The 13334-nt window shown below is 42.5% G+C and carries 10 protein-coding genes and 1 riboswitch; of the genes, 7 read left to right on the top strand and 3 right to left on the bottom strand.

Translation table 11 applies throughout. The annotated features are described in order from the left end of the window. Window positions 1-83 precede the first annotated feature (83 nt). A complete protein-coding gene (gene mqnE, locus ACFS5N_RS03990) occupies window positions 84-1277 on the bottom strand; it encodes an aminofutalosine synthase MqnE (protein WP_377182479.1) in 1194 nt (397 codons plus the stop codon). 111 nt (window positions 1278-1388) lie between these two features. Then, a complete protein-coding gene (locus tag ACFS5N_RS03995; RefSeq protein WP_377182481.1) occupies window positions 1389-1922 on the bottom strand; it encodes a hypothetical protein in 534 nt (177 codons plus the stop codon). Window positions 1923-1996: 74 nt separating this feature from the next. Between ACFS5N_RS03995 and ACFS5N_RS04000 the strand changes: the two genes are divergently transcribed. The 7 genes from ACFS5N_RS04000 to ACFS5N_RS04030 all read left to right on the top strand — a co-directional run bounded on the left by ACFS5N_RS04000 (window position 1997) and on the right by ACFS5N_RS04030 (window position 10530). Next, on the top strand, window positions 1997-3112 hold the full coding sequence (locus ACFS5N_RS04000; protein WP_377182483.1) for a trans-sulfuration enzyme family protein: 1116 nt from the start codon (window positions 1997-1999) through the stop codon (window positions 3110-3112). 396 nt (window positions 3113-3508) lie between these two features. Beyond that, a riboswitch (SAM riboswitch) is annotated at window positions 3509-3618 on the top strand. A 231-nt stretch (window positions 3619-3849) separates the two neighbouring features. Continuing rightward, window positions 3850-5148 carry an O-acetylhomoserine aminocarboxypropyltransferase/cysteine synthase family protein gene (locus tag ACFS5N_RS04005; protein ID WP_377182485.1) on the top strand — a complete coding sequence of 433 codons (1299 nt, stop codon included), beginning with the start codon at window positions 3850-3852 and terminating at the stop codon, window positions 5146-5148. Between the two features lie 66 nt (window positions 5149-5214). Then, a complete protein-coding gene (locus tag ACFS5N_RS04010) occupies window positions 5215-6270 on the top strand; it encodes a homoserine O-acetyltransferase family protein (RefSeq protein ID WP_377182487.1) in 1056 nt (351 codons plus the stop codon). Further along, the gene (locus ACFS5N_RS04015; RefSeq protein ID WP_377182489.1) at window positions 6270-7493 is read left to right on the top strand and encodes a homoserine dehydrogenase; all 1224 of its coding nucleotides are present in this window, start codon (window positions 6270-6272) and stop codon (window positions 7491-7493) included. The genes ACFS5N_RS04010 and ACFS5N_RS04015 overlap by 1 nt, the downstream gene beginning before the upstream one ends. A gap of 130 nt (window positions 7494-7623) precedes the next feature. Further along, complete coding sequence (locus tag ACFS5N_RS04020; RefSeq protein ID WP_377182491.1) at window positions 7624-8799, top strand: glycosyltransferase family 87 protein; 1176 nt, start codon at window positions 7624-7626, stop codon at window positions 8797-8799. Next, window positions 8796-9752: a glycosyltransferase family 2 protein gene (locus ACFS5N_RS04025; RefSeq protein WP_377182493.1), complete on the top strand. Its 957-nt coding sequence runs from the start codon at window positions 8796-8798 to the stop codon at window positions 9750-9752. The genes ACFS5N_RS04020 and ACFS5N_RS04025 overlap by 4 nt, the downstream gene beginning before the upstream one ends. Next, complete coding sequence (locus tag ACFS5N_RS04030; RefSeq protein ID WP_377182495.1) at window positions 9733-10530, top strand: polysaccharide deacetylase family protein; 798 nt, start codon at window positions 9733-9735, stop codon at window positions 10528-10530. Before ACFS5N_RS04025 ends, ACFS5N_RS04030 begins: the two co-directional genes overlap by 20 nt. Before the next feature lie 156 nt (window positions 10531-10686). On the opposite strand, the gene clpB is transcribed toward ACFS5N_RS04030, so the two are convergent. Next, window positions 10687-13302, bottom strand: a complete 2616-nt coding sequence (clpB, locus tag ACFS5N_RS04035; RefSeq protein WP_377182497.1) for an ATP-dependent chaperone ClpB — start codon at window positions 13300-13302, stop codon at window positions 10687-10689. Window positions 13303-13334 lie beyond the last annotated feature (32 nt).

Consider the following 13334-nt stretch of genomic DNA (forward strand, 5'->3'; position numbering starts at 1 on the left):
TATATAGTCATTGGTCATCGTGTCATTGGTCATTAGTTTTGGTTATCTATTATTCCAAATGACTAATGACCAATCACTAATGACTAATTAATTACTGGCAATTTGTAGTACTGGGGTTTTGGCTCCTCAGCAAACTGATAGTCGTTATAGTCAGTAATTACATTATATAGCGTGTCGCGTTCAATAGGATGACGCCCTACCTGTTTAATCAACTCAACCAATTGCTTGGTGCTCATGCCCGGGTTTTGCTCTTCGGCACCAGCCATTGAGTAAATCTTGGTAGTGTCGTCCAGTGTTCCGTCAATGTCATCAACACCGAAGTTTAATGATAGCTGCGCCGTAGTGCGGCTAATCATTGCCCAGTAAGCTTTAATGTGATCAAAGTTATCCAGGTAGATACGCGCGATGGCATAGTTACGCAAATCTTCAACTACTGTCGACTCAGGCACATTTGACATTTGGTTGTCTTTGTTACGAAATTTAAGCGGGATGAATGTTTGGAAACCGCCGGTTCTATCCTGTAATTCGCGCAAACGCTCCATATGGTCTACCCGATGCTTATATTCTTCAATATGACCGTATAACATCGTCGCATTTGAACGGCCGCCCAGTTTATGCCATTCTTCATGAATGGCCAGCCATTGGTCGGCGGTGCATTTATCCTTAGCTATCTGGTCTCTGATTTCAGGATGAAAAATCTCAGCGCCACCACCCGGTATTGACTCCAGGCCGGCGTCCATCATCATTTTCATGCCGGTAGCATAATCAATCTTGGCCTTTTTAAAAATATAATGATATTCTACCGGGGTAAGCGCCTTAACATGTAGTTCGGGCCGATGCTTTTTGATACGGCTGAAAAGTTCCGTGTAAAAAGGCACGTCGTATTGAGGCAATACACCGCCTACAATGTGCACCTCGGTTACCGGCTCGTTATCGTATTTTTTTACGATGTCGAACATCTCATCCATCGTATATTCCCAACCCTCAGCTTTTTGCTTCAGCAAGCGTGAGTATGAGCAAAATTTACAATCATAAACACAAAGATTGGTGGGTTCGATATGAAAGTTACGGTTAAAATAAGTTTTATCGCCGTGGCGCTCTTCGCGAATGTAGTTGGCTAAAATCCCCAGATATCCCAACTCACCCTTCTCATATAATAAAACGCCCTCGTCAAAAGTTATGCGCTCATGATTGAGCACTTTGGTGGCAATATGTTTTAAATCAGCAGATAAATCCGGATCCTGCAATAATACCTGTAAATTATTTTCAGCTCCCATTAAAAAAGACTTTTTGCAAAAGTAGCAAAAAGCCTTAATTAAGTAATCTATTTAAACTGTAATATGATGTTTAAACATACAGTATGACGCAGCGTTTACAGAACAAGTAAGCTATGGCATTATAGACTTGATTTTGGCCCCGATAAAACAATCACCACTTTTGCAGCTATTGGGCGTATAGCCTGCTGCAGATATTATTCCGTTATTATTGGTTTCAAAAGTTATCTTATTTTTAGATTGGTCGGCTTTTAACCAGATATTTTGGGCCCTGTAATAAATATCATCCAGGGTAAACAGTTGAGCCCCGTCAGCATGTGTCGATAAGGTATAATTATCGGCACTTTCATGCCATTGCTCGGTTAAAACCTGACGGGTAACATTACTATCGGGTTTATAAACACTATCGTAAAAAGCGTAATCGCGGGCGGTTATTTCGCCATTGGTAACCGTTATCTTTGTTTCGGCGTGCGAATTGTCTCCATCCTCGACAGCTATATATGCGTAGTTGTTATTTACCTTTTTTTTGTAAGAAAGCCAGGCGTCATAGCTTTTATCAAAAGCAGACGTAACACCACTTTTTTTACATGCAAATAATGTAACTGCCAATAACACGGCAATAACCAATAACAACTTTTGATTTTTCATAACTGAGGTTTGTTAAGTAAAAATATAAAAATTTTATCTTATTAGTTATTATTGCCGGACGTAATTAATCTGCAATGAAAACAGAAACTATAGCTATACACGCCGGTAACCAAACCGATGCCACAACCGGGGCGGTTGTACAACCCATTATCACCTCGACCACGTTTGAGCGTATGGAGGATGAAAGTTTTCGTGGCGATTATATTTACAGCCGCTCGTCAAACCCCAACCGTACTGCTTTGGAGAACGTTTTGGCTGCGTTGGAAGGTGGTGCTGTGGCTGCTGCTTTTTCATCCGGGAACTCGGCCGGTATGGCGGTTTTTCAGGCCCTGCAACCTGGCACACATATTATTGCCCCTGACGATATGTATCATGGTTTACGCAACCAACTTAAAACTTTGTTTGCAGGTATATTAGAGTTTGATTTTATCGACATCAATAATACCGAAGTTTTAGCGGGGTATTTAAAGTCTAATACGGGTTTAATATGGATCGAGACGCCATCAAACCCGCTGCTTAAGGTTACAGACATTCGTAAAGTTGTGGCACTAGCAAAACAGCACAACATTAAAGTGGCCTGCGATAATACGTTTGCAACCCCTATTTGCCAGCAGCCTATAAAATTGGGCGTTGATATTGTGATGCACTCTACCACCAAGTATATTGGCGGGCATAGCGATATTTTGGGAGGCGCCTTAATTGCTGCCGAGGACAACGATTTTTGGCAAAAGATAAAACAAGTACAATACATGGGCGGCGCCGTGCCTTCGCCTGTTGATTGCTATTATTTGGTACGAAGTATTAAAACCCTACCCTACCGCATGCGCGGCCACGTACAAAATGCACAACTACTGGCCGGGTTCCTGGATAAACATCCGGCTGTTGAACGGGTACTTTACCCGGGCCTCCCATCGCACCCCAATCATGAAGTTGCTAAAGAGCAAATGAGTGGTTTTGGTGGCGTGCTTTCATTTATCGTAAAAGGCAATCGTGAGGACACGCATCGTATTATAAACAAAGTAAAATTGTTTACCAAAGCCACAAGCTTGGGCGGCGTAGAGAGTTTGATAGAGCACCGCGCAACAGTTGAAGGACCGGATACCAAGACACCTTTTAATTTGCTGCGTGTTTCTGTCGGATTAGAGCATATTGACGATTTGATTTCGGATTTAGCGCAAGCGTTGGGATAATGATTATGTATGAGAAATAACTTCGAGATTATATTAAGAATTGGAATTATAAATATTCTGTTATTTGTAGTTTTGGTATTTATATTCTTCGTGATCTGCTTTCTATTAGGTTGGGCAGCCACGGAAAATCACGCAAAAGATTCCTGGATACTTTATTCTGCATTTGTGGCCTTTCACTTGACCTTTAATTTATTGGCAATCAATCCTATAAAAAAAATAAAGTCAATTCAATTATGAGTAGCCTATTAATCACTGTTTTGAACCTGATAGTGGTGTATATTTACAGATAGGCCGTTATTCATCAAAATAAATTTGGCGCATAATTGTTAACAAACTATATTTGCGGCACAAATCAGTAGCAATACTGACGTCACGATCAATTCCTTATAAGGTTTTGATTTATAAAGAAGCGGCGAGAGATCAGGCTCTGTGACCCGCTGGCAACCCTCTAAAGTTAGAGAAGGTGCCAATTCCTGGCCCGGTAAATATCCCGGGAAATATAAATTAACAACATGGAAAATTTAACACACCACCAAACCATTCCAGTAAACATCATTAACGCTTCGCAGCACTCAATGCATTTTTACAGTAATTTTTATTGCTGTATGCATGGCTGTTGCTAATGGGTTTCCTTTTCTATTCTGGAAAAAAAACTTTGCTCAGTTCGTCGCTAAACGCCGCCAACTGTCAGACACCAAACAATTGTTAAATTTTCATTAACCTTTAAAACACAAATTATGGCTACACAAAAATTCGAAACGCTACAGTTACATGCCGGTCAAGAAATCGATCCGACTACAGGATCACGTGCAGTACCTATTTACCAAACTACTTCTTATGGTTTTAAGAGTGCCGAACATGGTGCAAACCTCTTCGCACTTAAAGAATTTGGCAACATTTACACCCGTATAATGAACCCCACTACGGACGTTTTTGAAAAAAGGGTTGCTGCATTAGAAGGGGGCGTAGCCGCCCTGGCTACCTCGTCTGGTCAGTCGGCGCAGTTTTTGGCCTTGAATAATATACTCCAGGCAGGCGATAATTTTGTAACCTCGCCTTTTCTTTACGGAGGCAGTTACAACCAGTTTAAAGTTGCTTTTAAACGTTTGGGTATTGAAGCCCGATTTGCTAAAGATGACACTGCCGAAAATCTTGCGGCTTTGATTGACGACAAAACAAAAGCCATTTACCTGGAAACTATAGGCAACCCGGGCTTTACCATCGCCGATTTTGATGAGGTGGCAGCTTTGGCTAAAAAGCACGACCTGCCTTTAGTTGTCGATAACACTTTCGCTGCTGCCGGATATTTATTTCGCCCGCTTGAACATGGAGCCAACGTGGTTGTCGAGTCGGCTACTAAATGGATTGGGGGTCACGGCACTTCAATTGGAGGTGTTATCGTCGACGGCGGAAACTATAACTGGGGTAACGGAAAATTCCCGCAATTCACAGAACCCTCCGAAGGCTACCATGGCTTGGTATTTGCCGATGTATTTGGCATTAACGGCCCCTTTGGCAACATTCAATTTATTATTCGCGCCCGCGTTGAAGGCTTGCGTGACTTTGGCGCATCGCAATCGCCATTTAACTCGTGGCTGCTGCTGCAAGGCTTAGAAACCCTATCATTACGCGTGCAGCGCCATGTTGACAACACCTTAGAACTGGCTAAATGGCTTGAACAACACCCTCAGGTAAACTCGGTAAATTATCCGGGACTGCCTTCATCGCCTTACCACAATCTGGCTAAAAAATATTTAAAAAACGGCTATGGTGCAGTCCTGTCATTTGAGATTAAAGGCAACAAAGAAAATGCAAGCGCCTTTATAGATAGCCTGCAACTGGTAAGTCACCTGGCCAATGTTGGCGACGCAAAAACGCTTATTATTCAACCATCAGCCACCACACACCAGCAGCTATCTGATGCTGAACAACTTTCGGCAGGTGTTACACCAACATCATTACGCGTAGCTGTAGGAATTGAGCATATTGATGATATTAAAGCAGATTTTGAACAAGCATTTAACAAAATAAAATAACTACAAACCGAATTAGCATAACAAACCAAATAAAGCTCCCCTAAACGGGGAGCTTACTACTGTAAAATGAATGAACAAAAATTTAAGCATGAACAACCTTTCGAATTTGAATCGGGCGAGGTATTGCCCTGTTTGGAGATAGGCTTTCATACTTATGGTAAACTGAACCAAAACCGCGATAATGTAGTATGGGTGTGCCATGCTTTCACCGCTAACTCTGATGCGCTTGATTGGTGGAAAGGCCTGTTTGGTAGTGGTTACTACTTTAACCCTGAAGAACATTTTATTGTATGCGCCAATATGCTTGGCTCATGTTATGGCTCAAGCGGCCCGCTAACGGTAAACCCTCAAACCGGCAAGAATTATTACCTGTCCTTCCCTCAGGTAACTGTTCGTGACATGGTAAAATCATTGCAGTTATTAGCGGCACATTTAGGTATTAGCCAAATACATACGTTGATTGGCGGCTCATTGGGTGGCCAGCAGGCTATGGAGTGGGCCATTGTTGAACCCGAGTTTATCAAAAACCTGATATTGATAGCTACCAATGCTAAACACTCGCCTTGGGGCATTGCCTTCAATGAATCTCAGCGCCTTGCCATAGCTGCCGACCACACTTTTTATGAAAATAAACCTGACGGCGGCATCAAAGGCTTAAAAGCGGCCCGTAGTATGGCGCTTCTATCCTACCGTGGTTATAAAACCTACGGCATTAAACAACATGAGGATAACAACGATGTTGTTGACAATTACAAAGCATCAGGCTACCAAAACTACCAGGGCGATAAACTGGTGGCGCGCTTTAACGCTTACAGTTACTGGTACCTTTCAAAAGCAATGGACTCGCACAATGTTGGCCGCAAACGCGCAAGCATTGAGGATGCTTTGAGCAAGATCATATCGCGCACGTTAATTATCGGTATTAAATCTGACTTATTATTTCCTATTGGGGAACAACAATACTTGTTTCAACACATCCCGCAATCGGCTTATGCTGAGTTTGACTCTTACTACGGCCACGACGGATTCTTGATAGAAACAGAAGCATTAACTAACATTATTACATCATTCTTTAAAACAGACGTAAAAGGAAAGATCATCCAATTACAACAAACTGCATAATGAGCAAGAAACTAAATATTGGCCTTTTTGGCTTCGGCGTGGTTGGCCAGGGACTATACGACATCATCAAAACTAAAAACCTAAACCTTGAAATAAAAAAGATTGCCATCAAAGACGCTTCAAAAAAGCGCTCTTTGCCAGAACATTATTTTACTACGGACAAAGACGAACTGCTAAACAACCCCGAGATCAATACCATCATTGAATTGATAAACGATACTGAGGCCGCTTTTGATATTGTGTCGACGGCGTTAAAAACCGGCAAAAATGTGGTATCGGCCAGTAAAAAAATGATAGCTACTTATTTGCCTCAGCTTATTGCGCTGCAACATGAATATGGCACATCATTATTATACGAAGGTTCGGTTTGTGGCAGTATTCCCATCATCCGCAATTTGGAGGAATATTACGATAATGAATTGCTGCACTCTATCAGCGGTATCTTTAACGGTTCATCAAACTATATCCTATCAAAAGGTTTTTTAGAGAACCTGGATTATTCATTGGCTTTAAAGCAAGCGCAGGATCTGGGTTTTGCAGAAACTGACCCCATCTCAGACGTTGGCGGTTACGATTCAAAATACAAATTGGTTATTGCGGCTGCACATGCTTATGGTGTGGTAATCGATCCGGCCAGGATATTTAACTTTGGCATTCAGAACTTAGCTGCAGACGATATGCGCTATGCCCGCGAAAAGAACCTGAAAATAAAGCTGGTACCCGTAGCTAAAGAACTGGACGACCAGCATGTTGCGTTATTTGTGTTACCTAAATTTGTTGCTGAGCACGAATTTTTATACAACGTTGAATATGAATACAATGGCGTAACCGTGCAGGCTGCATTTGCCGATCAGCAATTCTTTTTTGGCAAAGGCGCGGGCGGCCACCCTACCGGCTCAGCAGTATTGTCTGACATCGCAGCACTGCGTTACGACTATCAGTATGAATACAAAAAAGCTAAAAGCGCTAACGGATTAAACTTTACCAACGACATCGAGCTGACTATTTACCTGCGTTATGAAGATGAGGAACTGATTGATTTACTTGATTTTAAAACTATAGATGAGCGTTACTATTCAGGCACTTATAAATATGTTATCGGAAAAGTAAACTTGCAAAAACTAATTGATAATCAATCGCGTATATATGACGACAAGGCCTTTATTGCCTTTGCCGATCAGCTAACAGGGGTCAGTTTAGCATCGGCTAATAATATAACATAAGTTTCAGTAGTTTATGTTGTAAAGGGTTCTGTAATACAGAGCCCTTTTTTATTTCTAATCACTTTCTAACGTTTTGTTTTGTAATATTCTTGTTATCTTAGCACCCTATTGATTTATATACCCCTGTTCAATGCAAAAAGCTGTTAGACTTTTACTAAGCCGCCCTTTTGTAATCACTTTGTGGTTTGGGCTCAGTTTATTTGCAGTAGGTAAAAGCGTGCTATTGGGGCATAGCCACATCCACAACAATTACTTTGTTTATAAGTATAATTTTTATCACGTTATACACCAGCAGAATCTTTACGCCTGCTACCCGGCCCAGTATTTCGATATGAATCATTACGGGCCAATTTTCGCTTATATTATCGGTCCGTTTGCTTTAATGCCCGATGCTGCAGGTGTGGTACTTTGGGTAATGTTTACAGCCGGGATGCTGCTTTTGGCAATACAAAAATTACCGGTTAAAGAGGATAACAAGCGCATCATTATACTACTATGTGCCCATGAGCTCATGACGTCGGCAGCTAATGTGCAAATTAATCCGCTGATAGCGGCGCTGATATTGTTTAGCTATATATTTATAAAAAACGGCAATGATTTTTGGGCGGCGCTTATGATTGCCCTGGGCACGTTTATCAAACTGTATGGCATAGTTGCTATAGCTTTCTTTTTCTTCTCAAATAATAAATTGAAACTTATTGGCTCTTTTGTACTATGGTCGGCTGTATTATTTGTGCTGCCGATGCTGATATCGTCGCCATCATTCATTATCCAAACTTACCACGATTGGTTTAAAGACCTTCAGGGAAAAAATCTCACCAACATAGCTTCAACGCGCGAAGATGTTTCGGTAATGGGTATGGCGCGTAAAATGGCCTTCCCGAATATGTCTAACCTGGTGGTTTTGATACCCGGTATCGTACTTTTTGCGCTTTCATATATCCGTACAAATCTTTTTAACAACCTGAACTATCAATTGCTTATTGTTGCTTCTACATTAATCTTCCCGGTGATATTCAGCACGGGTTCTGAGTCGCCAACCTATATCATTGCGTTTGTGGGAGTAGCAATATGGTTTATTAACGCCGAGCGCCCTTTTTCAAAACTGGATATAGGACTGATAATATTTGCTTTTATACTAACCAGCCTGTCGCCGTCTGATTTATTTCCGAGATACTTGAAAGACCATTATGTAATGCCCTATGCGCTTAAGGCGCTTCCTTGTTTCCTGATATGGCTGAAGATTATTTATGAGGCCTTATTCAGAAAAATAACCAATGACCATCTAATTGCACAAACAGCATGAAGAAGACACTTTCTATAGTAATCCCAACGTTCAACGAAGAAAAGAACATTGCCCATTTGGTTAATGAGCTTGACCGGATCATGTCGTTAACCGAATATGATTATGAATACCTGTTTGTTAACGACGGCAGCAAAGACGATACCATGGCGGCCCTAAAAACCGTCGCCTGGTCAAACCCTAAAGTGTATTACATTGAACTTTCGCGTAATTTTGGCAAAGACTACGCCCTTAAGGCGGGTATGGATATGGCTAAAGGAGACGCGGTGATCACCATGGATGCCGACCTGCAGCACCCGCCTCAACTGTTACCGTTGATGCTAAAATATTGGGAAGATGGTTATGATGTAGTATATACTTATCGCGAAGAGTCAAACCCCCATGCCGGCAGTTTCCAGAAAATGGCTTCAAAGATGTTTTATAAATTCATCAACCGTCTGTCTGATCTGACGCTTGAAAACGGCATCTCTGATTTCAGACTGATGGACAGAAAAGTGGTGAACGAAATTCAAAAGATCACGGAGTATGAAATATTTTTCAGAGGCATGACCAAATGGGTTGGCTTCCTGCAAATGGGCATACCTTATACCCCGGCAGCGCGCCATACCGGCGAAGCCAGTTATTCGTTCAGCAAATTGCTAAAACTAGCCGTGGGCAGCATTATGGCCTTCAGTGTAAAACCGCTGTATATTGCAACGGGCCTGGGTTTATTCTTTTCAGTGGCCTCATTGCTTTATGTTCCGTATATTTTAATCAGTTATTTTTGCGGATTTGATGCCATATCAGGCTGGGCCTCAATCATCGCTACTGTGGCTTTCTTTGGTGGGCTGCAGTTGCTGGTACTGGGTATTATAGGTTCCTATCTGGGTAAGATATTTATACAAACCAAGAATCGCCCTAATTATATAGTGCGATCTACAAATATGGTACAGAAACATGATATTGTTAAGCTTTGATGTAGAAGAGTTTGATATGCCGATGGAGTATGGTAAAACCATACCCTTCGACGAGCAATTGGCCATATCAACACAGGGGACACTTTCCATATTGGCACTGTTGAAAGAAGCCGGTGCCAAAGCTACGTTCTTTTGTACGGCCAACTACGCCGTAAACAAGCCTGAGATCATAGCTCAGATGGTTGCTGATGGCCATGAGATCGCGTCGCACGGCTATTACCATTCTGATTTTAAAGTTGAGCATTTACTCCAGTCGAAATTAAAACTCGAAGAAATCTCACATACCCCTGTTACTGGTTTCCGCATGGCGCGGATGATGCCCGTGAGTGAGCGTGAGATCGCGAAAGCAGGTTATCTTTACAATTCGTCTATCAATCCAACTTTTATTCCGGGCAGGTATAACAACTTTGCCAAGCCACGCACGTGGTTCTTTGACCACGATGTGTTGCAGATTCCGGCTTCAGTATCACCGTTAATTAGGTTTCCATTATTTTGGCTGACATTTCATAACGTCTCACTATCCATGATCAAATTCATGAGCGCCTCAGCGCATCGTAAAGATGGTTATCTGAACTTATACTTTCATCCATGGGAATTTACTGATCTCAACCAGCCGGAGCGTTTTGGTTTCCCAAACTATGTTTCCAAGCTTTCCGGCGACGCCTATCTGAAAAAGATCAGCGACTTCATTTACTGGGCTAAAAACAGAGGATATGCTTTCGCCCGTACCGGCGATTTTGCTGAGGTGATTACTAAGAATTATTCGTTGTCATTTTGAATAATCATTATTATCTGTCATTCTCATAGCGAAGAATCTTATTTAAGCGATTAACAAAGCGTATAAGATTCTTCGCTATGCTCAGAATGACAAAGTAACATAACAAAAAAGCCGTCCCGAAACCCGGGACGGCTTTTTAACTATATTGCAAACTAATTATTTCTCGATATCTGCTTTCTCGCTGGTGTTCAAAAATACAAAATTATGATCAAACATATCCAGCTTTATCTTGCTGTCTTTGTCTACTTTACCTGCCAGTATTTGTTTTGAAAGCTCGTTCAAAATACGTTTTTGAATAACACGTTTTAGCGGGCGGGCACCAAATTGCGGGTCGTAACCCAATTGTGCCAACCAATCCAGCGCCTCCTCTGAGGCTTCTATCTGTACCCCCATTTCGGCCAGCGCCTGTTGTACCTGTGCAAACTGCAATTTTACGATATCGCCTATCTCATCCCTGCTTAGCGGAGTAAACATGATGATCTCATCTATCCTGTTCAAAAACTCCGGACGGATGGTTTGCTTAAGCATATCAAACAACTGGTTCTTGGTTTTAGCAATCACCTGCTCTTTATCGCTCTCGTCAAAATCCTGAAAGTTTTCGTGGATAATATTTGAGCCTATATTCGAGGTCATGATGATAATAGTGTTCTTAAAATTCACCAGGCGACCTTTGTTATCAGTTAGGCGACCGTCATCAAGCACCTGCAACAGTATATTAAACACATCCGGATGCGCTTTCTCGATCTCGTCCAGCAAAATCACGCTATATGGTTTCCGGCGAACGGCTTCTGTCAATTGTCCACCTTCGTCATAACCGACATATCCCGGAGGGGCTCCTATCAATCTTGACACTGCATGACGTTCCTGATACTCACTCATATCGATACGCACCATCGCATGTTCGTCATTAAACAGATATTCGGCCAAGGCTTTGGCCAACTCGGTTTTACCCACGCCGGTAGTTCCCAGAAATATAAAAGAGCCAATTGGTTTACGTTTGTCCTGCAAACCTGCGCGGCTGCGGCGTATAGCATCGCTAATGGCCTCAATAGCTTCGTGCTGACCGGCAACACGTTTGTGCAGCTCATCTTCCAGGCTAAGCAATTTTTCGCGTTCGCTCTGGATCATTTTTGATACCGGGATGCCTGTCCAACGGGAAACAACACCGGCAATGTCGTCAGCAGTAACCTCCTCTTTCAGCATCCGGCTTTCAGACTGGTTAGTCAGCAACGCTTCTTTCAGCTTTTCAACTTCTTCCTGCGCTTCGCGGATACGGCCGTAGCGCAACTCGGCTACCTTACCGTAGTCGCCAGCACGTTCGGCTTGTTCGGCTTCCAGTTTATAATTTTCTATCTGCTCAACTTTTAAGTTGATGCCGTCTACTACGTCCTTCTCCCCTTGCCACTTGGCACGTAAGGAATCACGTTCGGCAGACAGGTTGGCTATTTCTTCAGATAGCTCTTTTACTTTCTTATCGTCTTTTTCACGTTTAATGGCCTCGCGTTCAATTTCCAGCTGCATAATGCGACGCTCTAATTCATCAACTGCTTCAGGTACCGAATCCATCTCGATACGCAGTTTTGAGGCAGCCTCATCCATTAAGTCGATAGCTTTGTCCGGCAGAAAACGGTCAGATATATACCGTTGCGACATTTCGACTGCAGCAATGATGGCTTCGTCTTTAATGCGCACTTTATGATGTGCCTCGTAGCGTTCTTTTAAACCACGCAAAATAGATATTGCGTCGGCTGTGTCAGGTTCATCAACCAGCACCATCTGGAATCGGCGTTCTAAGGCTTTATCCTTCTCCACATATTTTTGATACTCATTCAGCGTGGTTGCGCCTATGGCTCTTAGTTCGCCACGCGCCAGGGCCGGCTTTAATATATTGGCTGCGTCCATGGCGCCTTCGCCGCCACCGGCGCCAACCAGGGTATGTATTTCGTCAATAAACAGAATTATCTCTCCATCGGCTTGTGTCACTTCCTTGATGACAGCTTTGAGTCGCTCTTCAAATTCGCCCTTATATTTAGCGCCGGCAATGAGAGCGCCCATATCTAACGAGTAAACCGTTTTTGTTTTTAAGCTTTCGGGTACATCGCCTTTTAAAATACGGAAGGCTATACCTTCGGCTATGGCGGTTTTACCCACACCCGGCTCGCCCACCAACACAGGGTTGTTTTTGGTACGGCGTGATAAAATTTGTATGGTACGACGAATCTCGTCATCACGACCAATAACCGGGTCCAGTTTACCAGAACCTGCATATTCGTTCAGGTTGCGGGCGTATTTATTCAGGGCGTTATAAGTAGCTTCGGCATTCTGATCAGTAACCTTATTATCGCCGCGTAATTCAACGATAGCTTTTTTAAGGTCTTTTTCATTTACGCCGAAATCTTTAAGCGCGGCGCTGGTTTTATCGCTCACGCTTAAAATACCCAAAAGTATATGCTCAACAGATACAAACTCGTCTTTAAATTCTTTTAAGTAACCGGCAGCTTTTTGTAAAGCCGAATTGGCGTTTGATGACAAATAAACATTGCTGCCGCTAACTTTCGGAAAAGCAGCAATCTGTTCATCCAATATATTATTAAGCCGGTTAATGTTTACATTAAGCTTTTTTAAAAGGTAAGTGATTACATTTTCATCAACCAATAACAAACCCTTTAGCAAATGTGCGGTCTCAATGGCCTGTTGCTGATTACCGGTTGTAATCTCAGAGGCTTTTTGTACAGCCTCTTGTGCTTTGATGGTAAAATTGTTAAAGTTCATATGTCAGTTTGTTCAAAACGCCTGCCATACCC

It is taken from the genome of Mucilaginibacter ximonensis, from assembly GCF_042686265.1.
Classification (GTDB): domain Bacteria; phylum Bacteroidota; class Bacteroidia; order Sphingobacteriales; family Sphingobacteriaceae; genus Mucilaginibacter; species Mucilaginibacter ximonensis.